The following is a 21,827-nucleotide window of genomic DNA, read 5'->3' on the forward strand; positions in this document are numbered from 1 at the left end:
ATGGCACTCAGCGGAGATCGAAGCGATCGAGTTCCATCACCTTGACCCAGGCCTTCACAAAATCGCGAATGAACCGGCTACTGCCATCGTTCTGGGCGTACACCTCAACAATGGCGCGAAGCTGGCTGTTCGATCCAAACACCAGATCCGCACGGCTGGCGGTCCAGCGCTCGGCACCGGTTGTGCTGTCGCGACCGAGATAGGCATCCTGCGCCTCGCTGGTTGGTATCCAGTGGGTGGTCATGTCGAGCAGATTCACGCAGAAGTCGTTGCTGAGCACACCGATGCTTTGGGTGAACACGCCTTGACGGTTGCCGGCGGTGTTGGCTCCCAACACCCGCAGGCCCGCAAGCAACACGGTCATTTCAGGGGCGCTAAGCGTGAGCAGCTGGGCCTTGTCAATGAGTAACTCCTCGGCCCGAAGGGGAAGGCCGTTGCGCTGCCAATTGCGGAACCCGTCTGCCAAAGGCTTGAGGGCATTGAAGGAGGCCGTGTCGGTCTGCTCTGGCCCTGCATCGGTGCGGCCGGGATGGAAGGGCACCACCACGGTGTGGCCCCCATCGGCGGCGGCTTTCTCCACCGCTGCACAACCTCCCAGCACAATCAGATCAGCGATCGAGACCGATTTGCCATTGCTGGAGCTGCTGTTGAATTGGGTTTGAACCGCTTCTAGGGCAGCGAGAGCACCATTGAGCTGTTCGGGGTCGTTGACCTCCCATGTGCGCTGGGGCAGGAGCCTGATCCGTCCGCCATTGGCACCCCCTCGGCGATCGGATCCGCGGAATGTGGATGCTGAGGCCCAGGCTGTGGCCACGAGGGCGGAAATGCTCTGGCCACTGGCCAGGATCTGCCGTTTGAGGTTGCTGATGTCTACGTCGTCAATCAGGGGGTGGTTGACGGCCGGAACTGGGTCCTGCCAGATCTGCACCTCTTCGGGGACGTCCGGACCGAGGTAGAGAGCACGGGGACCTAAATCGCGATGGGTGAGCTTGAACCAGGCCCTCGCGAAGGTGTCAGCGAAAGCCCCTTGATCTTGATGGAAACGACGAGCGATCGGCTCCATGATTGGGTCATGCCGAAGGGAGAGATCGGCCGTGGTCATGATCGGCGCCGAGCTTTTCCCTGGCACATGGGCGTCGGGGACCATGTGGTGTGGTTTCACATCTTTGGCCACCCATTGCCAGGCCCCGGCAGGACTTTTGCTGAGTTCCCAGTCGTAGCTGAACATCATCTCGAAGTAGCCCTGATCCCAGCGGGTGGGATTCGGTTTCCAAGCCCCCTCAATGCCGCTGGTGATTGTGTGCTCCGCCTTGCCGCTGGCAAAGCGGTTGCGCCAGCCCAGTCCTTGTTCCTCCAAGCCCGCACCTTCCGGCTCAGCTTCTAGGTGATCGGCTGCCGCGGCGCCATGGCATTTCCCGAACGTATGCCCTCCAGCGACGAGGGCGACGGTCTCCTCCACGGTCATCCCCATGCGCGCAAAGGTCTCTCGCACCTCGCGTCCTGATGCCACCGGATCTGGATGGCCTTCGGGGCCTTCCGGATTCACGTAGATCAACCCCATCTCAACCGCTGCTAGGGGGGTGTTGAGCTGTCCATCGGCGGCATGACGCTCATCGCCGAGCCACGTGGTTTCTTTCCCCCAGAACACATCGTCTTCGGGCTGCCAAATGTCTGTGCGACCGCCGGCAAAGCCGAAGGTGCGGAAGCCCATGGATTCCAGGGCCACGTTTCCGGTCAGGATGATCAGATCGGCCCAGGAGATCCTGTTGCCGTATTTGCGTTTGATCGGCCAGATCAGTCGCCGTGCCTTGTCGAGATTGGTGTTGTCCGGCCAGCTGTTGAGAGGTGCGAAGCGTTGGTTGCCATGGCCCGCTCCACCGCGGCCATCGGCCATCCTGTAAGTGCCCGCGCTGTGCCAGGCCATTCGGATGAACAGGGCGCCGTAATGGCCCCAGTCGGCCGGCCACCAATCCTGGGAGTCGGTCATCAACTCCTGCAGGTCATGTTTCACCGCCTCCAGATCCAGTTCGGAGAAGGCCTCGGCGTAGTTGAACTCAGCCCCGAGCGGATTGGAGCCTGGATGGTGCTGATGGAGGAGGCTCAGGTTGATCTGGTCTGGCCACCAGTGGGCATTGGTGGTCCCGCCGGAAGGGGTCGTGGCTCCGGTATGACCACTGAAAGGACACTTCAGGTCTGACATGACGTTGGTTCCCTTTCAGCACACATCTTTCGGGAACTTAATCACGGTGTTGCCAATTCGCCTACACATCCACCACCTTCAGCCGTAAGGGCCGAATCGGCTGGCACAGGCTGCGCCACAACGGGCCCCGAGTGTTACGGCGTCATCAACGGTCCAGCCGGCGGCGAGTCCGGCGGTGATGCCAGCCGCGAAGCTGTCGCCGCAGCCATAGCTCTCCACCAGGGGGCCAGGCAGGGGCTCGGGTGAATAGCGCCCCCCAGGGGTCAGGGTGCCACCGGCGGCCCCCTCCGTGGCAATCGTTAGAGCAGGAGCTGGATCAAGCGCGTCCAAGGGGATCTGTTCATCGGCATCCAGGCCACTGCCGATCAGGGCATCGAGCTTCACCCTGGCGTCTTGGAGCAGCGGCAGTCGCAGCCTGGGTGTGGCCGTCAGAACTCTGGCCTGACGAGCCAGGCGCAATCCAGCGGCGTCGCTGGCGGACACAAAGACTCCGTCGCAGTCCTCCAGGCGCTCCCAGTCGAGGGGGTCGCTGGCGAGCGGTGTGAGTCGCTCGCCAATCACCGTGATCGCCCGATCACCACTGCCGTCGACCAGGCTGATCCCCCGTCGGGTCGGTTGCTCGCGCCAGGCCACCACCGGCTCCACCCCAAGCTCTCGCAGGCGAGCTTCACTGCGTTCGCCATGGGCATCGCGGCCAAGGGCGGTGAAGAACAGCACGGGCCTGCGGCTGAGTCGAGCCAGCTGCACAGCCACCACGGCTCCAGCCCCGGCCGGTTCCTCGAGGCTGCGATGGGCGCGACTGATCACACCAGCTTGAGGCAGCGCATTCACGGCTAAGAAGTTGACCCATTCGAGATGGCCAACCACTGCCAGTTGGAGGGGCGGCAATCTCTGAGGCGTTGCGATCACGGGATCGGCAGCACTGACTGCGCTGCATTGCGCAGCTGAACCTTGATTTTGCCGCCAACTCGGTTGACATCCACGTTGCCATCCACGCTGAGAGGCTGATCCTCCGGGCTCCCAACCAGAATCGCACCCTGATCAGGACCGTGCACTGTCACAGGAGCGGTCACCTCGTCGACGTTGACGTTGCCGCTCACGTTCACAGCACCCGTGACAGCCACGGGTTTGTTGACAGCAACGCCGCCGGGTACTTCCACGTCCGCTCGGACCGGCAGGGTTGCCGAGGCTTCGATCTTCAGCGGTTCCTCACTTTGCAAGCGAACCGGTGCTCGAACCTGATCCAGGCTGATTCCACCCACCAGCCTGACGGGTAGGGGCTGATTGCGGTGAAGACCGACAGGGAGCGGTTGCTTGAGCACCTCGATGGTTGCGACAGCGATGACCCAAGCAGAAATCACCACGGCTAGCGGCCATCGAGACGCCATGGCAAGGGTGAACCAACGAGGGGGTTCCTGCTGATTGCTCGGGCGTGTGAGTTCTGACATTGATATCGATTCGTCGACAGAATGCCAACGCGTTTTATCTAAAAAAACAACGATTTTCAAGGCTTGTCTCTGTAGCCAGCGATCAAAACATTGATTGATTGCTCCGCTGAAATCTTGGAGTCAAAGCTCGTATTCTTCTTCGAAGCTTTGCATCAAGCCTTGATAGAGAGCAAGAGTGCCTTCGCTTTCCTCAGTCACCCCCTCGAGGGTGTAGAGCTTGGCCAAGTGGGTGACTGCGGCATGAACCCTCGAAAAGGCTTCTGCGTATTCATTCTGAATATCCTCTTCGCGAATATCGCGAATCTTGGCTGAGATCAATTCCACCTTTTTCTGAGCAGCGCTGATCTCAGCTTCCATTGGCTTGCTGAGTTTCCGTCTTTTCTTTGCCATGGCGCCCACTCGCGGCAAATCACCCTACCTCTGTGATGGGCGCCTGTTGGTGGGCGTGGGGGATGCTTGCGATCAGAAGCAGAAGGGCAGGAAGCGGGCGCTGCAGGCGGCGTAGCCGTCCACGAGGGGTCCAAGGCCGATCTGGTGAACAATGCCCTGGCCAGTTAGTGCTTCGGTCAGGATGCAGATGACAATGCCGAGCATGGCAGCGCGACCATTGAAACGCTCAACCCGGGAGAGCTGTTCCTGGTGGATCGAGCGAGCTGCCGAATCCTGGAACCACTTGTCACTGGCTTGATTGCGCTCCATGCGGATGACCGATCAACTGATAAGAACTGTAACAGGGTTTTGACGAGGAGAGTTTTCGTGTGATCTGCCTTTAGGCCTTTCGCCAGGGCACGGGCTTGTTGCGTTTGGGATATAGCTCTCGGCACAGCGGGCAAACCGTGCCGTCGCAACCCCGAGCCGTGCAGTGTTCACGCCCGTAAAAAATGATTTGTAGATGCAACTTGTTCCAGGCTTCGATCGGGAACAGGCGCTTGAGGTCTCGTTCGGTTTGCTCGACGCTTAGGCCTGAGCTGAGCCCCCAGCGCTGGGCGAGTCGGTGAATGTGGGTGTCCACAGGGAAGGCGGGCACTCCGAAGGCCTGCGCCATCACCACGCTGGCCGTTTTGTGGCCAACGCCTGGGAGGGCCTCCAGGTCTTCGAAGGTCTGCGGCACTTGGCCCTGGTGGGTGTCCACAAGGATTCGGGCCAGCTTTCTGACGTTGCGGGCCTTGGTATTGGCCAGCCCTAGCTGGCGGATGTGGCGCAGGATCTCGGCCTCTTCCAGGGCGGCCATCGCCGCCGGGGTGGGCCCCGCGGCGAATAGCGATGGTGTGACCTCGTTCACCTTGCGGTCGGTGCACTGGGCGCTCAGCAGCACGGCGACAAGCAGGGTGAAAGGATCGGAATGGTCGAGGGGGATCGGCGTTTGCGGGTAGCGCGCTTCCAAGTGCGCCTGAATCGCTTTGGCTCGCTCCTGTTTCCTCACGGCTCTTAAGGGTTTGTTAAGAATTGATCTGTTGTCTGGTCGGGCGGTCTCCCAGTTGATCAGAGTTTTCGGACCTGGACAACGGTCATGGTGCAGAGCGGTCATCCCCGCAGGGGAACCAGCCTGAAATGGGAAGTTAACGGCGAACTTGCCGGTGCCGATCTGCGTCATATTCTTCAGCGCCTCCAGCAGGTGGACCCCCAGGCGCAGGCGATCAATCGCTGCGATCTCGAGGACGGTCCCACAGCGTCATCTCCCACCTAAATCCATGACCCAGGACCGTCGGTCTGACGAAGGGGGTGCCCAAAGTGCTTATGAACGGGTCATTGCACGGGAGCTCGCCGGGGAGACCGCTCCGGAGAAAGCTCAAGAGGCAGCTCCGAAACCCATGGGGCAGCTTGATCGCCTCTCAAATAAGACGGATCAGGATCCAGTGACTGATCAGGATTTACTGAGTGACGTCTACAGGCAACACAGTCATCAGCAGTCGATGGAAGGGGGCTGAGGGCGAACGGTTCGCATGAGGACCTCGGCGATGGGTTGAGAGGAGCGTCCCCATGGCTGCGCCGTCACTGAGGCTTGATTTAGCGTCCGGGCAGTTGCCGGGGCCCAGTGAATCGCACAGTGAGAGGAGTGGTGTACGTGTCTGTCTGGGTTCTGATCTGGGGGACTGCTTCTTCACTGGTGGATTGGTTGCTGCTCACCCGTGAGGTGTATGCCACCGCCTCCTTGGGGCAGGCGGCCACCTTCGCCGGTTACGGAGCTGCAGCGGTGGTGCTGGCCGTTCGACTGGCCCCACGTTTTCTGCCCAGCGAGGCTCCTTGACTACTGCACTCGGAAGGTCACGCCCATGACGGCTGTGATGTCTTTGTCGATCGTGCTCGTGTTGTAGGAGCCGTAGCTGCCCATCTCCGTGGAGTTCGGCACCGTGATCTGGAAGGTGCCTGTATCGGCCTTGGTGATCGCGCCGATTCCTGAATTCGCCTGGTCGGCGATCGCGATCGCTCGCTTGCGGGCATCCGCTGTGGCCTTGGCCAGCATGTCGACCCGTTTCTCTGCCAGCTTCGTGTAGGTGTAGGCCGGTGGCTCCACTGTGATCGAGACCCCCTGGCCCACCAGGTCACTAATTCGGATCGAGACATCACGAATCAAGGTCACGTCGGCTGAGCTGATCCGGATCGGTTGGCGAGCCGTCCAATTGGTGCTCATCAGTGCACCGGTCACGCGGTTGCGGATGTCATCGCTGGAGGACTGGATGACGCCCCGACCGATGGCCTTGGCCGGTATTCCCTGCTCCTCCAGATAGGCCAGCGTGCGCTGCAGCTGCGGTTGGAGGCTCTGGTAAGCGCTCTGTTGGCTGGGACCACTCCCGCTCACTGTCACGGTCCAGTCCACGTAATCGCTGCGGATTCGCTCTGTGCTGGCACCGGTCACCGTGATCGTGTCGGATGCGGTCCGAATCCCTTTCACGGCCACGGCGCCGGCGACCACAAGCCCCGCACTCAGCACGAGCATGGGGAGCACGAGAGGAGGGGTGCGGCGGAGTAAGTCGAGGACGCGATGCTGGGTCGTGGCAGGATCCGTCAAGGCAGTGACTTGTTCTGGATTCACCCTAAAAATCATCAGAGTGAAGTCATGACTGAAACCGTCTCGCCTTGTGACCAGTGATGACACCGCCCAGCTGACCCAGGACGCTGCCTAGCGTCTGCGGGTTGCGCTGAAGCGGAAACCATGGTGGTGCAGGTGCTGACTCAGGCTCAGCGCACCAAGCTCGATGGTGCCAATGACGCTCTCTTCTATGCAGAGCCTCGCTTTGTGCATCACCTTGATGGTGCCTTTCGTCAACGATTGACCGCGCTCTACAGGCAGCGCATCCCAAGCTGCGCGGTGGTGCTCGATCTGATGAGCAGCTGGGTTAGCCATCTCCCTGATGACGTGACGTATGAGCAGGTGATTGGCCATGGGCTCAATGCCGAGGAACTGAGGGCCAATGACCGCCTCGATCGCCACTGGGTGCAGAACCTCAATCAGGATCAGCGTTTGCCCCTGGCCGACGCCAGCGTGGATTGCATCCTGATCGTTGCGGGGTGGCAGTACCTGCAGCAACCGGAAGCGGTGGCGGCCGAACTGCTACGGATCACCAGGCCCAATGGGCAGCTGATCGTGGCCTTCAGCAACCGGATGTTCTTCAGCAAGGCGCCCCAGGTCTGGACCGACAGTGATGACCGTGAGCACCTGGCCTACGTGTCCGAGGTGTTGCTTGCCCAGGGCTGGCCTCGCCCCGAGCTGATTGCTGAATCCACCCGGGCGACGGGGATGTCTGGTTGGCTCGGTGCTCCGGGGGATCCTTTCTTCGCCGTGATCGCCACGCGTCCTGTGCCCTCGTCAGTCGTCTGACGGGGGCAGCGGTTGCCAGCCGCTCAGCCATTGGCTGGAGTCTTTGAGTTCCTGGCAGGTCACGCGAAGGCGGAGGCCCCGCTGCAGCAGGGGCTCGAGTTCAACCCAGCGCTCGTTTCCGCGGCCCCCCTGGAGGATCAGTCGGAAGTGGCGATAGCCCTCGCGGGCGGCGCTGCTTGTCCAGGCCTGAGAGAGGCGTGCCGGCATTGGAGGCCACCAGGTCCCCCCATCGTCGGTGATCCAACGCCGTCTTTGCAGCACCATCGTTACGCTGCCCGCATCACTCCGTGAGGTCGCCCAATGGCGCGCACGATTGCGATCAGCGGTGCTTCCGGCAAGACCGGCTACCGGATCGCCGAAGAACTTCTCAAGGCAGGCGAGACGCCGCGCTTGCTGCTGAGGCCTAGCTCCATCTGCCCAGAGAGCCTCAACCATTGCGATCAGCGACGACTGGAGCTCTCTGATCAGGCTGCCCTGGATCAGGCCCTCGAGGGGGTGGATGCTCTGGTCATCGCCACCGGGGCTCGACCGTCGATCGACCTGACCGCGCCGATGCGGGTGGATGCCTGGGGTGTGCAGCGGCAGGTGGAGAGTTGCCGGCGTCTGGGGGTTCGCCGGATTCTGCTTGTCAGCTCACTCTGCGCCGGACGTTGGCGGCACCCACTCAATCTCTTTGGTCTGATTTTGGTGTGGAAACGGATCGGAGAACGGGCCTTGGAAACCAGTGGTCTGGACTGGACCGTCATTCGCCCTGGCGGTCTCTCTGAGCGGGAAGAGCAGCTGGAGTCTGAAGGGATTGTCTGGACCGGCCCTGATCAACAACTGCGCGATTCCATCCCTCGGCGACTTGTGGCCCAGGCTTGCGTGGAGGCCCTGGCAACGCCGGCATCCATTGGCAGGATTCTTGAAGTCACCAGCCGCCAGGATCAATCGCCCCAGCCCCTTGAACGACTGATTAAGTGATTGTTCCTACAGCCACCCTGGTCGGGTTGCGCGATAACAGCCCTGTCGGGAGGGACAACCTTCGAGACGTCACGTCGGGAGATGGGAGACGGGCCGCCACCCGTCTTTTTTATGTGCTAGCACCGATCCCGGTGATGGTTCAAGCGGTCGTCCACAGCATGGAGGAGGTCCTCTAAGCATGGATCTGTCCAAGCACCGACCCGTGGACCTGGCCGTGATTGGTGCTGGTTTATCCGGCGCAGCCCTGGTGGCAGCCCTGCGGGCTGGCGGTTATCAGGGCACAATCCTCGTCCTGGAGGCAGGCCGCGGGCCGGGAGGTCGAGCCGCGACCAGGCGGCGCCGAGAGGATCCCAGTTGGCGGCTGGACCATGGGGCTCCCACTCTCACCATGACGGGCGAGCCCACAGGGCCTCTGGCCAAGCTGCTGGAGTCGCTGCAGGTCCAAGGGGTTCTGGTGCCCGATCGGGAACCGGTTGTTGGCTTGGATCCCGATGGAGGACTCGCGGCTCGACCCGATGATCCACAGCTGGTTGGCCATTGTTGGCGTGGTCAGCCGACGATGGCGACGGTGGCGGAAGCGCTGCTCAGCGCTGGAGGAGCCGGCACCCAGACCCACTACGGCACCCGGATCAGTCGCTTGCAGCGTCGCCCCGAGGCCTGGCTGCTCGATGACACCTGGCCGGCTCGCTCTCTCGTCCTGACCGGGACGCTCCTGGCCCACCCCCGTTCCCTGGCCATGCTGGGTTGGACTGAGGTGCCACTTCGTGCAGCGGTGCCGGCCGGAGCGGATCCACAGCTGGATCAGGCCCTGGCCACCATCGCTGAGTTAGACGCGTCGGTGCGTTGGAATCTCATGCTCGAGCTTCCTGGCAGTGATGCGTTGTTGCCTCGGCAGATTTGGCTGACGGCCTCCGCACGGGAACGCTTCGGTGTCGAACGTCTGGTCTTGCAACGGCAAGTGGATGGACGGCTCGGTTTGGTGGTGCATGGTCTCGATGATGGGCAGGCGATCACCCCTGAAAGTCAACCCACCTTGATCGCAGCACAGGAGACTCGGCTTCGCGCTCAGCTCCCGGAACTCCTGGCTCCCTGGCCTGAGCTCGAGCGCTTGTTGCCCCAGGCCCGATCGTTGGGGGTCATGCGTTGGGGTGCGGCTCGGCCGAATGGTCGGAGACTGCCCCAGTCCCTGCAGTGGTGTCCCCAAAGCCAGGTGGGCTTCTGTGGCGATTGGATTGATGGCTCTGGGTACGGGCTCGCCGAGGGGGCGCTTCAAAGTGCCCTTGACCTGTCCGATCAACTGCTCAGTTGCTGATGGAGGTCCTTCAGGCGCCGAGCGTTCACGCCTAGATCGGAATCCCCGAGTCGCGAGACGGATCGGGCTTGCAGCTGCTGGTTGTCTTGGTCTGCATAAAGCTCGAGATCGTCGACAAAGCCGAACAGTCGACTGCTGCAAGTGGCATGCAAATAGTCGTTGCTGCGCTCCTCAACCACTGTTCGTGGGGCCTCGCTGAGCTGGGCAGCCAGGCTGTTGAGCGCCTGCTGCGGATCGCTCACGCTCCAGACCTGGCGGGCGCAGTGGGCGGTCGAGGTGCAAGGACTGAGTTGCCCCTGGTGAACACCCAGGTCGGCGGGAACCGGCCCGATCAGGTGCAGGAGCCCCAGGATCATCGGCAGGGTGAGACGGAGCAGAGAGTCCATGGTTAGGTCCAGCGCACTGGATCCTGCGACTGCAGGTGAAGCACATGATCGGTCTCTGAGCCGAGCAGGTCGCGGCTGATGGTGAGACAGATGCTGTTGAGCGGTAACGAGAAGCTGCTGCCATCGGCATCAAAGGGGCCCTCCACGTAGGCGCCGATCCGCTCGGCCATCAGGAAGCAGAGCATGATCATGAAGCCGTTGAAGCTGCTGAAGCGCCCTGCGTCCTGGTAGTGGAAGCTGAGCATCAACTGGATCCCGAAGACCCAGTTAATGACCCGCACGAACACGTCGTAGGACGCCGGCAGGGGAGTGTTGCGGATGCGCTCCAGGCCTCCGATCGCATCGGTGCAGGCATTGCCCAACTCCATCAGCTGCTGTCGCCCCCAGCCATCGATCAAGCCTTCGTCGTGAAGGCGCTGCAACCAGAGCCCCCGCTGCATCCCGAGTTGACGCAGGTTGGTGGTGCTTGGCAGCCGCAGGCCTTCGAGCAGTCCGTTCTGAAGGCTGCGCAGATCCCGATGCCAATAGTTGCGCAGCTGGAAGTTCAGTTGCCAAACGACCGCTACCTGCAGGCGAACCAGCGTCCTGGACCAGCGCCGGCCGGCAGGGCAAGCGGGAAGGTGGGCGGCGAGGGTGTCAGCCCAACTGCGGCTGTGGTTGACCATGGATCCCCAGAGCTTGCGCGCTTCCCACCAGCGACTGATCGCCTGGGTGTTGCGAAAACCGATGAAGATCGACACGGCGATGCCGAGGATGCGCACGATCTCATCGCTTTCCACCCATCCCCTTGGGATGACATCACGCATCACCAGGCCGGTCACGGCCAACAGCACAAGCAGGTCGTAGCGCATGCGGCTCAGCAGCTGCAGGAGGACATGCGAATAGTCCTGACGCCGTGTGCGCGGCGGATTGCCGTAGGTGCCGGATTCGATCATCGGCTTGAGGTCACGGTGATGCTGCCCATGGGGCGATCATGACGCCACCTGTGTCCTGACGATGCCCCCAAGCTGGAGCGATCAGTGGTGGCCCGTGGCTTACCTGCGTGATCTCGACCCTTTGAGGCCCGCTCGCTTCACCCTGCTCGAGAGGGATCTGGTGATTTGGTGGGATCGGGAGTCTGGGCTTTGGCGGGCCTTTGAAGACGTCTGTCCGCATCGATTCGTGCCCCTGAGTGAGGGACGCATCAATGGGGCTGGGCAGTTGGAGTGCCCTTATCACGGTTGGAGCTTCGATGGCTCTGGCACCTGCCGCAGTATCCCCCAGATGGGGGATGGGGCCGCGCCGGAGGCTCGTCGATCCAGCTGCCAGGCGCTCCCAACGGCGACGGGGCAGGGACTTCTGTTTGTGTGGAGCGGTGATCCGGCCTCGGCCAATCCGCAGACCCTGCCGTTGGTGCCCCTGTTGCGGGAGGAGGGTGCCGGCTGGGCCGATGGCTGGATTGTGCAGGACACCTTCCGGGATCTGCCGATGGATGCGCTCACCCTGCTGGAGAACGTGCTGGATGTGAGTCATGTGCCTTTCACCCACCACCGCACGGTGGGGCGGCGGGAGAATGCCGCTCCCGTTGAGCTGGAGATCACGCGAGAGGGCGATGACGGATTTGAGGGGCTGTGGGAGGAGGGGCCGAGACGGGGGCGCCTTGGTTCCCAGCTCACACGCTTCCGTGCGCCTCAACTGATGTGGCATGACCTGACGGCCAAGGGATTTGGCCGAATTCTCACGGTGGTTTACGCGGTGCCGATCCGTCGCGGTGAGTGCCGCCTCTTCGCCCGCTTCCCATTTCAGTTTGAGGCTGCGGCTCCGAGGCTGCTGCTGGGCTTGAGGCCCCGCTGGCTGCAGCACATCGGCAATCACAAGGTGTTGGAAGACGATCAGGTGTTCCTGCATTGGCAGGAGCGCGTCTTGGCGGCGGCGGGTGGCAGTGCCGCGGTCGAGCGGGCCTTCTACTTGCCGACAGCAGCTGATCGCTATGTGGCGGCTCTGCATCGCTGGGTCAAGGCCCATGGTGGGGAGCCGTTCGCTGGCCAAGCTCTGCCGCCGCGGCAGGGACTGGAGAGCCTGATGGATCGCTACAACAGTCACACCCGACAATGCCGCAGCTGTGCGCAGGCTCTCAAGCGCTTGCGGGCCCTGAAGCCCTGGCTTTGGGGTGGGCTCTGGTTGTCGGCGGTGCTGATTGGACTTGGTCAGTTGGGGGCCCTCAGCCTCCTCGGCTTGCTGCTGGCAATCGCGACTGGCCTGGTGATGCGGCAGGTGTCACGTTGGGAGCGGGGACTGCTGGCAGGAGATGGCCTGGCGCCGCGTAATCATGGTTGATCAGGACTGCTGCTGAAGCTGTGGCGATTCGTGTGACTTCTCCCTGCCCCGAAAGCGTGATCATTGCTTTGGGGGCGAGGGACTGGCCGATCTGGGGCTGTGAAGTGAGCCGGTTCCCCTGGCACTACGAGCAGCATGAGACCTGCCTGTTGCTGGAGGGAGACGTCACTGTGACCCCAGAAATGGGTGAGCCCTTGAGCTTTGGCGCAGGAGATTTGGTCGAATTCCCCAAAGGGTTGAAATGCACCTGGGACGTGCACCAACCCGTGCGCAAGCATTACCGCTTCAGCTGAATTTTAACAATTTGCAAGGCCTACTTGGGTTAGGCAAAAATATTGTCTTTCTGAGCTTTGAAGAACCCAGTGTTAGCGATTGGGTAGGTCCAGCCTCCATCGAGGAATTCGAAAGCCTTTGCGTTGGCATTGATGAAGCCCTCCACCTTGAGCGACCCGTCCATTTTTTTAGAGGTCAAATCATACTTGGCATCTAAGGTGACAGGAATATTGAGTCCTCCATTGATGCTGAGTACGGAGTCACCCGCGAAAAAGGGCGCGCCGTCTGGAATAACATAGCCAATTTTTAAATTTACCTCAGGTGTGATTGATGCGCTGAACTTGACGTCCTTGATCGCGTCAAAACTTGGCTTTTCAACATTGATGCCTGTGGATAAGTTCCTTAACTTGAATTCGCCAGTTTTATTGGTGTTGGCAATCTCGATTCCGAGCGTTTGGTTGGCTTTGAATTGATAATCTGACGCCAACCCTGTGGCGCCTACACTTGCCTTCAAGTTTGCTTTTGCGCCTAAATCTCCATTGAAGTAGCCAAAGAAGAGAGGAACTCCGCCTAGGTTGACATCCTGGTTGAATATCTCGATCATTCCATTGTCATCGGCGCCTGTTTTGAATCCCGACGTCGCCTCCCAGTCCAAAAGGAGATCAATGTCAACTTTTATTTCTCCCGCGCCATTGCCACTAGAAGTGAACCACTTGATTGCCAAGTAAGCAGGGGAGAGAGCTGAAAAAACATAGTCATACCAACTCCATGCAGAGTCTGGCATGTCTACATAGGCGTTTAGTTTAGGCTGTGCGGTCAGGGTTAAATATGCTTCGGCACTGCCGACGCTTTTGCGATAGTCCCAGGAGAATGGATCTGTCTCCCAGTTTTTTTGGTACTCAAATGCTTGAGCGTCGGCGTATTGAGCATTGGTCGCCATCAATGCATTAGAGTTGCGGTTCAGTCCAATAGCGATATCGCTATCGGTGTAGTCCGTGAGGAAGGAATCGCCGGGATTTTGTTCTTGGAATTCTTTGATGGTTAGCGTATCGAAGAGTAATGCTGCTTCTGTTCCGCCGGAGAACGATCCGTAAGGGCGTTTGCTGGAGATGAAATCATTGTGCATTTCCTGGAGATTATTGCCAATGATTTCGTCTAGATCTTCCTCGCCGCCATCTTCAATGTCCTCGAGTATCTTGCCCTTGATAACATAATCTCTATCTTCCCAGTTGAACTCCTCGACTTCGTAGATGAAGCCCTTCTGGTCTCCTGATTTAATGTCTCTGTATGTGATTCCGCCCCGCAGGAATTCACCCTTATCACTCAGTTCTGAATATTTTTCAAACAAATCTTTTATTCCCGAGAAGCCATAATTGTCATTCCAGTCAATGTATGCTGCTTCAAGCAGATTGTCGGCATGGATCACGACCTTGTTGTCGGCTTTGAAGTCGAAGTAGGTGAAGTCTGAACCAGTGATAAATTGAACTTCTTGCTCGAAGTTAGGCATTTTAATTGGATAGAATTTGTTTCTTGATAATAATAATCGGCTCGCGGGGGGCCAGTTCAATTGTAATAAATTTAGATGTCTGCATCGCTGCCCCACTGGGGCTCGCAGGTGCGCCAGCCCACGCGAAGCAGTTCGCGCCAAAGCAATTCAGCGGTTTCCCGGCGAAGGTGCACTCTGTTTTTCAGCAAAGGGGGCTGACCTGGAAGAGGTCGCCCTGAATCCACGAACACGCGTGGATCGCGATGCCAGCTTTTTTCGTCGGCGTGGAAACGCTTCGTGTCGCTGGTGTGGGGGTCTTGGATCCAACCGTGCCTTGGCATCGCTTGCGGGGCGTGATGACGGAGGCGCGCATCCAGTCCTCGGCCTTAAAGGGTGCGTAGGGGGAGCTGGGAGCCATTGGTCCGTCGCTGATACACCTGTTCTAGGTGGCTAGTACAAATGTGTCAACGATGCTCGGCGTTGGCTAGGTGTCCTGGGGCGGGCTTGGCTGCGCTGGGTGACTAGAACGTGGGTCTTCTGCTTCGTCGTCCGATGGGTGTCACTGTCTGGCAGGCCCGCGAGGCCGGTGCTCCCCTTGAGCGGGCCGAGCGGCCGATGCTCGAGCCTGCCCGTGATGAGCTGCTGCTGCAGGTGTTGCATTGCGGCCTCTGTCACAGCGATCTGTCGATGCTCGACAACCACTGGGGGATGAGTGCCTATCCGCTGGTGCCGGGGCATGAGGTGGTGGGTCGTGTGGTGCGTGTTGGTGATGGGGTGGATCCCGGCTTGGTCGGACAGCTCAGGGGGCTGGGTTGGATCAGCGGCAGCTGCATGCACTGCCCGCAGTGTCTGGGCGGCACCGGCAATCTCTGCGGGTCACTGGAGGCCACCATCGTCGGACGGCAGGGGGGATTCGCCAGCCACGTCACGGCTCGTCAGGACTGGACGATTCCACTGCCCGAGGGGATGGATCCTGCTGTGGCTGGCCCTCTGTTCTGTGGAGGGATCACTGTGTTCGCTCCTTTGGTCGACGAGGCGGTGTCGCCCACGTCTCGTGTCGCTGTGATCGGCATTGGCGGACTCGGGCATATGGCCCTGCAGTTCGCCCGCGCTTGGGGCTGTGAGGTCACGGCCCTCACGACGAACCTCGGCAAGGCGGAGGAGGCGAGGCGCTTCGGTGCCCATCACGTGGAGCTGTTGGAGGCGTTGCCCGATTTCGCCGGTCGCTTCGATCTCGTGATCAATACGGTGAACCATTCCCTCGACTGGTCGGCAGTGATGGCCTCACTCGCCCCCCTCGGTCGCTTGCATCAGCTTGGCGCTGTGCTGGAGCCGATCAGCGTGGCTGCCTTTGATCTGATTGCGTCGCGGCGATCGATCACCGGTAGTCCCACCTCGTCGCCCGCGAGCTTGCTGAAGATGGTCGAGTTCTGCCGGCGTCATGACATTCGCCCTCAGGTGGAACGTCTGCCGATGGATCGGGTCAATGAGGCCATCGAGCGCTTGCGCCTTGGGGATGTGCGTTATCGCTTTGTTCTCGATTCGGTAGCGGATTGAACAGCCGGATGTCTTTACGAGGCGTTAACCATGGGGTTGGGAAATCGGCGCTCGTCTTCCTCACACCAGCGGGCGCTTTTTTTCTGCCATCCTGTAGCCCTCGATCGCTGGAGTGGTGGGAGTGGCGATGCTGGCGGCCTCCAGCAATGCGTTGAGCTGGGAGCAACTGCTCGCCCTTGCTCCTGAGCCAGCCGAGCGTGTGCACGGCCCCACCAACGCGCAGTCCGTCCTGCGTCTGTTCGGCGAGCCGGAGTCCGCTGTGCGGGTCACGCTCTACCGCGATCACCATGCCTGGTGTCCCTACTGCCAGAAGGTCTGGCTCTGGCTGGAGTTCCGGCGGATTCCCTACCGGATCCGCAAGGTGACGATGCGCTGTTACGGCCCCAAGGAACCCTGGTTCACCGCCAAGGTGCCGTCAGGAATGCTTCCGGCACTTGAAATCGACGCTCGCCTGATCACCGAAAGCGATCGCATTCTTGAAGCGCTTGAGCAGACCTTCGGTGCCTTGGGCGCCGGGATGCAAGATCCAGCGGTCCGTCGCTTGCGAGATCTGGAGCGTCGTCTCTTCCGCGCCTGGTGTTTGTGGCTCTGCTCTCCGGGGCTCAGTGAACGCCAGGACGCGTTGGCCCGTGATCAGTTTCAGCGGGTGGCGATGCAGATGGAAGCATCCCTGGCGGATGGAGCCGGTTCCTGGCTGGATCCCGCTTCTCCGGCTGGGGAGATCCCCGGGACGGCCGATCTGGTGTTCATTCCCTACGTGGAACGGATGAACGCCTCACTTGCTTACTTCAAGGGATTTCTGCTTCGCGAGCACCATCCCGGCATCGATCGCTGGCTTACAGCCCTCGAGCAGCTAGAGACCTATCGGGGCACGCAGAGTGATGCTCACACCCATGCCCACGATCTGCCCCCTCAGATGGGCGGCTGCTGGATTCACCCCAATCCCTTGCAGGAGGACCTGGCTCGTCGGATCGATCGCGGTGAGGGAATCGCCGACTGGGAGACCCGTTGGAGTCAGGACTCCGATGGCTCGAATCCCTCCCCGGAGCATCGTGCCCTGGAGCGGGTTCTTCGCCATCGCCACACCCTGGTGCAGCGGAGCTCGCTCGGTCCTGGCTTCGATCAGCCCCTTCGTGCTGCACTCACGCGCATGCTGCACGGGGAACCTGTTCAGCCGGAACCCGGTTCCGCCCTGGCCTTGCGCAACCTGCGCGACCGGATCTCCGTTCCCCGCGACATGCCACTTCTGAGTGCTCGCTGCCTTCGACAGGCCCTTGAAGCCACCGCGGCTCTGGATGGGCCGGCTCAGCCAGAGCCGCTGCCCCTGCAGCATCGCTTTGATCAGGATCCCCGCCCCTTTCTGGCTTGAGCCCGATGGTCCTGAACTGAGCTTTCCTGATCTGAGCTTTCCTGAACTGAGCGACTGCCTGTTCGCTGCGTCACCGGATCCTGGGCCGACGATCAAGCAAGGTGGTGTGAATGCATAACGACGCAATGGCTGGCAACGGCTTCGGATCGACAGGTTCCGCTGAGGGTCGCGGCAGACGTCGAAAGGAAAGCAAACGCAAACCGGGTCAGTCCAACCATCAGCGTGAGCGCCAGCCCCTAGGGCGCGACCCTGAGTTCGAGGCGATCTGTGCCCGCCAGACCCTTGGGCTGGCTCTGTCCGGTCGTTTAACGGAGCAGGCGGTGAAACGTGCCCACAAAGCGCTCGCTGTGCAACACCATCCCGACAAGGGCGGTGACCCGGAGATGATGACGCGTCTGAACAATGCCCGCGACGTGCTGCTTCAGCCCGAAATGGAGGCCATCGCTGCTTGACGACAACGGTTGCCTTGCTGGGCACAGGCTTGCTTGGTGCAGCGATTGCTCAGCGTCTCTTATCCCAGGGCATCAGCCTGCGTGTTTGGAATCGCAACCCTGAGCGCTGTCGATTCCTGGTGGAAGCCGGTGCGCAGGTCGTCGGCGATCCCGCGGAGGCTGCTCAGGGGGTGGCCACCGTGATCACGGTGCTTCGCGATGGTCCAGTCACAGCTGAGGTGGTGACTCGGATTGGAGCGCTTGGGGGAGCCTGCCTGATGCCGATGGGCACGATGGGGATCAGTGAAAGCGTGGCGCTGGCCGCTCAGGCTCGCGTGCAAGGGGGCTGCTATCTCGAAGCGCCCGTGCTTGGTAGCCGCCCGGAGGCCCTAGCGGGCACTCTTTTGGTGATGGCAGGGGGAGACCAGGAGACCTTCGCGCGCCAGAGCTCTCTGCTCGCCCACCTGTCCGCCCATCCCCGTCTGATGGGAGCTGTAGGCACCGGTGCCGCTGCCAAGCTCGCGCTTAACCAGTTGATTGCAAGCCTCACCCACGGCTATTCCCTTGCCCTGCGACTGGTTCAGGCTTCCGGGCTGGATGTGGAGCGTTTCATGGAGGTGTTGCGGCCATCGGCGCTCTACGCCCCCACCGTCGATAAAAAGCTTGAACGGATGCAATCGCACCACTACGACGACCCCAACTTCAGCACCGCCCTGCTGCGTAAGGATCTTCAGCTCTTCTTGAGGGAGGCGGCCCTCGCCGGGGTGAATGCCCACGGTCTTGACGGTCTGGCGGCTCTGCTTGCAGGCGCCGAGGGAACACCTCTCGATGCAGGCGATTATTCAGCTCTGCATGAGCTGACCCAGGCCTCGGACTGATGTCTCGGTTGATCGACGGTCTCCATAGGCTGAGCCCCCTTCATTCCCCCTTCGCGGCCTGACTGATGCACCGTCTCGACGCTGATCGCCTGCGCGCTCTGTTCACCAAGCCCTATGGCAAGCCCGCTCCCTCCGAGGCCCAGTGGCGGGAGCTTTACGACGATGCTGTGCATTTTCAAGATCCCACCCAGGAGAAGTACGGGATCGCTGCCTACATCGCTGCTCAGGACGGGCTCATTCAGCGCTGTGATGATGTGTTCCTGGCGCCTGCTGCGATTGCAATCGAGGGGAACACCGCCTTTGTGGAATGGGAGATGGGTCTGAAGATCAAAGGGATTGAGTTCCTCTACCCGGGCACCAGCCGCCTCCAGTTCAATGCCGAGGGCAAGGTCGTGGACCATCGTGATTACTTCGACTTTGTGGGACCGACCTTTGCCCCGGTGCCTGTGATCGGCGGTTTTGTGCGCTGGCTATACCGTCGCTTCGTTGCCTGAGGTTTGATTTCTGAAAAAAAGCTGAAAACGCCCTGGTTCTGTGTTGGTTCCGACAACTCTGCACGACAGGCCCCCCCCACTGTGGTGCGAGCTTCTGACCGATCCATGCAGGACTGCCTTTACAGCAACACCACTCCGAAAATGGTGGTGTTGAAGTGTATCGGTGAAAACCGATTTTATCTGGAGAAGGTGGTGATGCCCGCGGAAACCTATTGGTTCAACGCTCCTAAGGATTCCAGGGTGGAGATCTGGCAGATGGCGATGAATGGCCAGCTGCTCAGCATGCGAGCGGATGTCAGTGAGTACGCCGTGACCGAAGCCGCACAGGAAGCCGCACAGGAAGCTGCAAGCGAAGCGGTTCAAGCCAGCCACATCGCTGGCCAACCCGCTGCCGCCTGACATTCTCCTCAGTTGGTGGGCAGCGTGAACCCGCTTTGCATGTGTTTCACGTCAAGCATCACGTAGGTGAGCCAAAGCAGCATGGCGGCGATCCCAGATCCCGCCGCTACCTTGGCGACGTTGCGCATCACCAGTTCCAGCAGACTCATTTCGCGCATCGTTCAGCCATCGGTGTACGCCCATCCTGCTCGATTTAGGCTGGGGTATGGCTGATTCCGCCCAGAGACAACAGATCGAACAGCAGCTGGATCATGCCCGCGAGCTGGGGCGCTGGCCCAGTGACGATGAGCTTGTCGCCCGCGCGCAAGAGCAGGATCAGTTGCGTGTGAAGGAGCAAACGGAGCTGCAGCACAGGGGAAAGCTTCTCGCGCTCACTGTGGTCTGTCTCCTGATTCCGCCCCTTTGGCCTCTGGCCTTTGGACTCAGTCTCTATCTGCTGTTTCCCCGCAGCACCCGCCGCATCGCCATGGCCGCAGGCTTGGGGCTCTCCCTGCTGCTGATTCTGTTGATCGGCCTCAGTGCAGGGCTTGTGATCTGGTTGTGCCTTCTTCTCTTCTGATGCTGCTGCTGGTGGTGGCATCCCGCGCTGGGTCCACTGTGATTCACAGGCCGCTCTGTGATGGCCCTCTGTTGGTGGGCCACTATTTTTCCGGTTCCAATGTGTTCTGTCTCTCCACCGAGTTGATCCACACCGAGGACCAGGTGGTGGAAACCATCAGCCATGAATTAGTTCATGTAGCTCAGGATTGCGCAGGCGGTGGCATTGCTTCTGACCGCTACGCCCTGCTGCTCTCCGAGGAGAAGCCCAGTGTGGAGGCAGCAGAACGGGAGGCCTATGCGTTGGAATCCGATCCTGAGCAGGTGATGGCGCTGGTGCGCCGTCATTGTTATGGCTCGTCGGCTGAGTAGCGGTTGGCCTCCGACTCGTTTCTGCCCAAGTTGCGGGCCATCGCCAGGGCATTGGATGAACTCTGCAACTGCTGGTTGAGGATCCAGTTGGTGGCAGCTTTTTGGGTTTGCCAGGCTTGGAGTAACTGTTTGGCGAGATCGCGCAGTTGCCCTGGGTCGGTGGTGGCATCGAGGGCGCGGTTGAACTGCTCCACATGAAAGAGTTGCTCGGTGGTGAACTGAATTCCCGACGACATGATCAGCCTCCTGAGGATGGCGTGAATGTATCGAGCAGGCACTGTGGAGCTGTAGCAATGGCCACCCAGACGGGTGAATGTCAGTGTTTCGGGTTGTTAATGCGCTCGCGCTTGTGCTGATTGACGGTCAGATTGAAAAAGTTGCTTGTTGTTCATGCGACTGACTTGGTCCCAGCATCTGCAGGCCGCTCGCACCCTGGAAACTTCCGGTCTCACTGAGCTTGGATCCAGTCTTTCCCTGATGGGAATGGCGTTGTTGATGTTGGCCGAAGACCTTCTTGATCAGGAGATGTGTCAGCAGGACGCCGGTCGTCCATGCCGCTGACTCCCGAGCTGCAGCAGCGTGTGGTCAGCTTCGTGCTCCGGGGTCTGCGAATCGGAGCCAGCACCGTGGCGATTCTTGAGCTTCTCCGCTCCGACTGGCGTGGGGGACTGGCGGCAAGTTTGGCCTGGCTTGCGTTTGTGCAGGTGGAGCGTCGCCGCCGACCGCTTGCGCAGGACGTCGATCAGATTCAGTCACAGATCGAGGGGCCGAATCGCTGAAGCAGCGCTTGTAGAGCCGCAGAGCTGCGGCAGAATCATCTGAGCAGAAGCTCGCTTCTGCTTGGTGAACCGGACGGCGGGCGTGAGACACCCGCCTTTTTTGTACCTGATCGTTGCCCACTAAAAAGGGCCCCGAAACGGAGCCCTTGATGATTGGCAGCGACTGGATGAATCAGACGCTGTAACGAACGCCGCGGTAGCGAAGCTCGGTGGGTTTCTGGGGCTTCTGGGCCGTGTGATGGGCGTCGATGTACTCAACGCCTCTGTAGGCCTTCGCCATCAGGCGCTGGGCTTCTTGCAGTGCTTCCGCTTTGCGGATGCGGTTGCGGGTGAGATCGAGGGTGTTCATGGTTGAACTCCACAGTGCCCGAGCCCCCGTTGCCTGGCGCGGAACGAACTGCAGCCCAAGATTGGGCTCAACGTGGTTGAAGCATAGCGACTGTCTGTAGCAATGGCTACTGATTTTTATTTTGGTTCAGCTCGTTACACAGTGCTTGTTCAGCTGTGTTTGCTTTCAGCGATGGCCAGGGCAGCAGCAGGATCGCTGCTGAGATCGGCCTTGAGGAATGCTGGCGTTTCAGGGAGAGCCAGATGCAGGGCATCTTCCCGATGCAGATCCACCTCGATCTGATCGCATTGCAGGTCCAGGACGTGGCCGGCGTGTTGCCGGTCATCGGTCAGTAGATGCAGGTGATACCCCGGCACGTTGATCGTGCGGGAACAGCTGGGGGTCCAGAACCCAACCAGGGTGCTGTTCATTGAGGTGTGGTGCTGGCTGATGATCTGCTAGCTACGAAATTCTCTATA

Annotated in this window: 34 protein-coding genes; 18 read left to right on the forward strand and 16 right to left on the reverse strand. The window is 60.6% G+C overall.

The window, feature by feature from the left end; genetic code table 11:
- Nucleotides 1-7: 7 nt before the first annotated feature.
- The 6 genes from katG to nth form a co-directional block, all read right to left on the reverse strand.
- Nucleotides 8-2,200, reverse strand: coding sequence for a catalase/peroxidase HPI (katG, locus tag CWE16_RS03950; protein WP_131593195.1), 2,193 nt, complete (start codon nucleotides 2,198-2,200; stop codon nucleotides 8-10).
- Between the two features lie 78 nt (nucleotides 2,201-2,278).
- Entirely contained in the window at nucleotides 2,279-3,109 is an 831-nt protein-coding gene (locus CWE16_RS03955) for a PfkB family carbohydrate kinase (RefSeq protein ID WP_131455558.1), read from the reverse strand.
- Entirely contained in the window at nucleotides 3,106-3,588 is a 483-nt protein-coding gene (locus tag CWE16_RS03960) for a hypothetical protein (protein ID WP_131593197.1), read from the reverse strand. The genes CWE16_RS03955 and CWE16_RS03960 overlap by 4 nt, the downstream gene beginning before the upstream one ends.
- 180 nt (nucleotides 3,589-3,768) lie before the next feature.
- Nucleotides 3,769-4,038, reverse strand: a complete 270-nt coding sequence (locus CWE16_RS03965; protein ID WP_131593199.1) for a hypothetical protein — start codon at nucleotides 4,036-4,038, stop codon at nucleotides 3,769-3,771.
- A gap of 72 nt (nucleotides 4,039-4,110) precedes the next feature.
- The gene (locus CWE16_RS03970; protein ID WP_131593201.1) at nucleotides 4,111-4,347 is read right to left on the reverse strand and encodes a chlorophyll a/b-binding protein; all 237 of its coding nucleotides are present in this window, start codon (nucleotides 4,345-4,347) and stop codon (nucleotides 4,111-4,113) included.
- A 70-nt stretch (nucleotides 4,348-4,417) separates the two neighbouring features.
- Nucleotides 4,418-5,071 carry an endonuclease III gene (gene nth, locus CWE16_RS03975; protein ID WP_201737960.1) on the reverse strand — a complete coding sequence of 218 codons (654 nt, stop codon included), beginning with the start codon at nucleotides 5,069-5,071 and terminating at the stop codon, nucleotides 4,418-4,420.
- A gap of 87 nt (nucleotides 5,072-5,158) precedes the next feature.
- Here nth and CWE16_RS12095 point away from each other — a divergent pair, with 87 nt between their 5' ends.
- The 3 genes from CWE16_RS12095 (at nucleotide 5,159) to CWE16_RS03985 (ending at nucleotide 5,896) form a co-directional block, all read left to right on the forward strand.
- On the forward strand, nucleotides 5,159-5,335 hold the full coding sequence (locus CWE16_RS12095; RefSeq protein WP_201737961.1) for a hypothetical protein: 177 nt from the start codon (nucleotides 5,159-5,161) through the stop codon (nucleotides 5,333-5,335).
- A 4-nt stretch (nucleotides 5,336-5,339) separates the two neighbouring features.
- Nucleotides 5,340-5,576: a hypothetical protein gene (locus CWE16_RS03980; protein ID WP_131593205.1), complete on the forward strand. Its 237-nt coding sequence runs from the start codon at nucleotides 5,340-5,342 to the stop codon at nucleotides 5,574-5,576.
- A 107-nt stretch (nucleotides 5,577-5,683) separates the two neighbouring features.
- Nucleotides 5,684-5,896 (forward strand): hypothetical protein, encoded by a 213-nt coding sequence (locus tag CWE16_RS03985; protein WP_131455553.1) that lies wholly within the window; start codon nucleotides 5,684-5,686, stop codon nucleotides 5,894-5,896.
- Here the strand turns inward: CWE16_RS03985 and CWE16_RS03990 are convergent, their stop codons facing one another.
- Nucleotides 5,897-6,586, reverse strand: coding sequence for an SIMPL domain-containing protein (locus CWE16_RS03990; protein ID WP_131594017.1), 690 nt, complete (start codon nucleotides 6,584-6,586; stop codon nucleotides 5,897-5,899).
- A 216-nt stretch (nucleotides 6,587-6,802) separates the two neighbouring features.
- Here CWE16_RS03990 and CWE16_RS03995 point away from each other — a divergent pair, with 216 nt between their 5' ends.
- Nucleotides 6,803-7,468, forward strand: coding sequence for a class I SAM-dependent methyltransferase (locus CWE16_RS03995; RefSeq protein WP_131593207.1), 666 nt, complete (start codon nucleotides 6,803-6,805; stop codon nucleotides 7,466-7,468).
- On the opposite strand, the gene CWE16_RS04000 is transcribed toward CWE16_RS03995, so the two are convergent.
- Nucleotides 7,457-7,732 (reverse strand): TIGR02450 family Trp-rich protein, encoded by a 276-nt coding sequence (locus CWE16_RS04000; protein WP_330848524.1) that lies wholly within the window; start codon nucleotides 7,730-7,732, stop codon nucleotides 7,457-7,459. The two genes, CWE16_RS03995 and CWE16_RS04000, sit on opposite strands and share 12 nt — an antisense overlap.
- A gap of 36 nt (nucleotides 7,733-7,768) precedes the next feature.
- Here CWE16_RS04000 and CWE16_RS04005 point away from each other — a divergent pair, with 36 nt between their 5' ends.
- Both CWE16_RS04005 and CWE16_RS04010 read left to right on the forward strand, forming a co-directional pair.
- Entirely contained in the window at nucleotides 7,769-8,431 is a 663-nt protein-coding gene (locus CWE16_RS04005) for an SDR family oxidoreductase (protein WP_131593209.1), read from the forward strand.
- A 178-nt stretch (nucleotides 8,432-8,609) separates the two neighbouring features.
- The gene (locus CWE16_RS04010; RefSeq protein ID WP_131593211.1) at nucleotides 8,610-9,743 is read left to right on the forward strand and encodes an NAD(P)-binding protein; all 1,134 of its coding nucleotides are present in this window, start codon (nucleotides 8,610-8,612) and stop codon (nucleotides 9,741-9,743) included.
- On the opposite strand, the gene CWE16_RS04015 is transcribed toward CWE16_RS04010, so the two are convergent.
- Both CWE16_RS04015 and CWE16_RS04020 read right to left on the reverse strand, forming a co-directional pair.
- Complete coding sequence (locus CWE16_RS04015; protein WP_131593213.1) at nucleotides 9,725-10,129, reverse strand: DUF1499 domain-containing protein; 405 nt, start codon at nucleotides 10,127-10,129, stop codon at nucleotides 9,725-9,727. The two genes, CWE16_RS04010 and CWE16_RS04015, sit on opposite strands and share 19 nt — an antisense overlap.
- A 2-nt stretch (nucleotides 10,130-10,131) precedes the next feature.
- Nucleotides 10,132-11,064, reverse strand: a complete 933-nt coding sequence (locus CWE16_RS04020) for a bestrophin family ion channel (RefSeq protein WP_131593215.1) — start codon at nucleotides 11,062-11,064, stop codon at nucleotides 10,132-10,134.
- A gap of 61 nt (nucleotides 11,065-11,125) precedes the next feature.
- On the opposite strand from CWE16_RS04020, the gene CWE16_RS04025 reads away from it, so the two are divergent.
- A complete protein-coding gene (locus CWE16_RS04025; protein WP_131593217.1) occupies nucleotides 11,126-12,445 on the forward strand; it encodes an aromatic ring-hydroxylating dioxygenase subunit alpha in 1,320 nt (439 codons plus the stop codon).
- A gap of 20 nt (nucleotides 12,446-12,465) precedes the next feature.
- Nucleotides 12,466-12,738: a cupin domain-containing protein gene (locus CWE16_RS04030; RefSeq protein ID WP_131593219.1), complete on the forward strand. Its 273-nt coding sequence runs from the start codon at nucleotides 12,466-12,468 to the stop codon at nucleotides 12,736-12,738.
- A gap of 29 nt (nucleotides 12,739-12,767) precedes the next feature.
- Here the strand turns inward: CWE16_RS04030 and CWE16_RS04035 are convergent, their stop codons facing one another.
- Nucleotides 12,768-14,225: a hypothetical protein gene (locus CWE16_RS04035; RefSeq protein ID WP_131593221.1), complete on the reverse strand. Its 1,458-nt coding sequence runs from the start codon at nucleotides 14,223-14,225 to the stop codon at nucleotides 12,768-12,770.
- A gap of 71 nt (nucleotides 14,226-14,296) precedes the next feature.
- Nucleotides 14,297-14,545 carry a DUF1651 domain-containing protein gene (locus tag CWE16_RS04040; RefSeq protein ID WP_131455544.1) on the reverse strand — a complete coding sequence of 83 codons (249 nt, stop codon included), beginning with the start codon at nucleotides 14,543-14,545 and terminating at the stop codon, nucleotides 14,297-14,299.
- Nucleotides 14,546-14,756: 211 nt separating this feature from the next.
- Here CWE16_RS04040 and CWE16_RS04045 point away from each other — a divergent pair, with 211 nt between their 5' ends.
- From CWE16_RS04045 to CWE16_RS04070, 6 genes are all read left to right on the forward strand, one after another.
- Nucleotides 14,757-15,761, forward strand: a complete 1,005-nt coding sequence (locus tag CWE16_RS04045) for an NAD(P)-dependent alcohol dehydrogenase (protein ID WP_131594020.1) — start codon at nucleotides 14,757-14,759, stop codon at nucleotides 15,759-15,761.
- Between the two features lie 127 nt (nucleotides 15,762-15,888).
- The gene (locus CWE16_RS04050; RefSeq protein ID WP_131593223.1) at nucleotides 15,889-17,130 is read left to right on the forward strand and encodes a glutathione S-transferase family protein; all 1,242 of its coding nucleotides are present in this window, start codon (nucleotides 15,889-15,891) and stop codon (nucleotides 17,128-17,130) included.
- A gap of 125 nt (nucleotides 17,131-17,255) precedes the next feature.
- A complete protein-coding gene (locus CWE16_RS04055; RefSeq protein ID WP_131594023.1) occupies nucleotides 17,256-17,582 on the forward strand; it encodes a molecular chaperone DnaJ in 327 nt (108 codons plus the stop codon).
- Entirely contained in the window at nucleotides 17,579-18,439 is an 861-nt protein-coding gene (locus tag CWE16_RS04060) for an NAD(P)-dependent oxidoreductase (protein WP_131593225.1), read from the forward strand. The genes CWE16_RS04055 and CWE16_RS04060 overlap by 4 nt, the downstream gene beginning before the upstream one ends.
- Before the next feature lie 65 nt (nucleotides 18,440-18,504).
- The gene (locus tag CWE16_RS04065; protein ID WP_131593227.1) at nucleotides 18,505-18,933 is read left to right on the forward strand and encodes a nuclear transport factor 2 family protein; all 429 of its coding nucleotides are present in this window, start codon (nucleotides 18,505-18,507) and stop codon (nucleotides 18,931-18,933) included.
- Between the two features lie 105 nt (nucleotides 18,934-19,038).
- Complete coding sequence (locus CWE16_RS04070; RefSeq protein WP_131593229.1) at nucleotides 19,039-19,332, forward strand: DUF1830 domain-containing protein; 294 nt, start codon at nucleotides 19,039-19,041, stop codon at nucleotides 19,330-19,332.
- 8 nt (nucleotides 19,333-19,340) lie between these two features.
- On the opposite strand, the gene CWE16_RS12100 is transcribed toward CWE16_RS04070, so the two are convergent.
- A complete protein-coding gene (locus CWE16_RS12100) occupies nucleotides 19,341-19,490 on the reverse strand; it encodes a hypothetical protein (RefSeq protein ID WP_201737962.1) in 150 nt (49 codons plus the stop codon).
- A 47-nt stretch (nucleotides 19,491-19,537) separates the two neighbouring features.
- Here CWE16_RS12100 and CWE16_RS04075 point away from each other — a divergent pair, with 47 nt between their 5' ends.
- On the forward strand, nucleotides 19,538-19,891 hold the full coding sequence (locus CWE16_RS04075) for a hypothetical protein (protein ID WP_131593231.1): 354 nt from the start codon (nucleotides 19,538-19,540) through the stop codon (nucleotides 19,889-19,891).
- Entirely contained in the window at nucleotides 19,873-20,241 is a 369-nt protein-coding gene (locus CWE16_RS04080; protein WP_131593233.1) for a hypothetical protein, read from the forward strand. The genes CWE16_RS04075 and CWE16_RS04080 overlap by 19 nt, the downstream gene beginning before the upstream one ends.
- Here CWE16_RS04080 and CWE16_RS04085 read toward each other — a convergent pair.
- Nucleotides 20,220-20,477 (reverse strand): hypothetical protein, encoded by a 258-nt coding sequence (locus CWE16_RS04085; protein ID WP_131593235.1) that lies wholly within the window; start codon nucleotides 20,475-20,477, stop codon nucleotides 20,220-20,222. The two genes, CWE16_RS04080 and CWE16_RS04085, sit on opposite strands and share 22 nt — an antisense overlap.
- A gap of 154 nt (nucleotides 20,478-20,631) precedes the next feature.
- Between CWE16_RS04085 and CWE16_RS12105 the strand changes: the two genes are divergently transcribed.
- Nucleotides 20,632-20,802 (forward strand): hypothetical protein, encoded by a 171-nt coding sequence (locus CWE16_RS12105; protein WP_185189778.1) that lies wholly within the window; start codon nucleotides 20,632-20,634, stop codon nucleotides 20,800-20,802.
- On the forward strand, nucleotides 20,793-21,020 hold the full coding sequence (locus CWE16_RS04090; protein WP_131593237.1) for a hypothetical protein: 228 nt from the start codon (nucleotides 20,793-20,795) through the stop codon (nucleotides 21,018-21,020). The genes CWE16_RS12105 and CWE16_RS04090 overlap by 10 nt, the downstream gene beginning before the upstream one ends.
- Before the next feature lie 172 nt (nucleotides 21,021-21,192).
- On the opposite strand, the gene CWE16_RS04095 is transcribed toward CWE16_RS04090, so the two are convergent.
- A complete protein-coding gene (locus CWE16_RS04095) occupies nucleotides 21,193-21,369 on the reverse strand; it encodes a DUF4278 domain-containing protein (RefSeq protein WP_131593239.1) in 177 nt (58 codons plus the stop codon).
- A 149-nt stretch (nucleotides 21,370-21,518) separates the two neighbouring features.
- Nucleotides 21,519-21,779: an acetolactate decarboxylase gene (locus CWE16_RS04100; RefSeq protein WP_131593241.1), complete on the reverse strand. Its 261-nt coding sequence runs from the start codon at nucleotides 21,777-21,779 to the stop codon at nucleotides 21,519-21,521.
- Between the last annotated feature and the right edge of the window lie 48 nt (nucleotides 21,780-21,827).

It is taken from the genome of Synechococcus sp. BS55D (assembly GCF_004332415.1).
Lineage (GTDB): Bacteria > Cyanobacteriota > Cyanobacteriia > PCC-6307 > Cyanobiaceae > Synechococcus_C.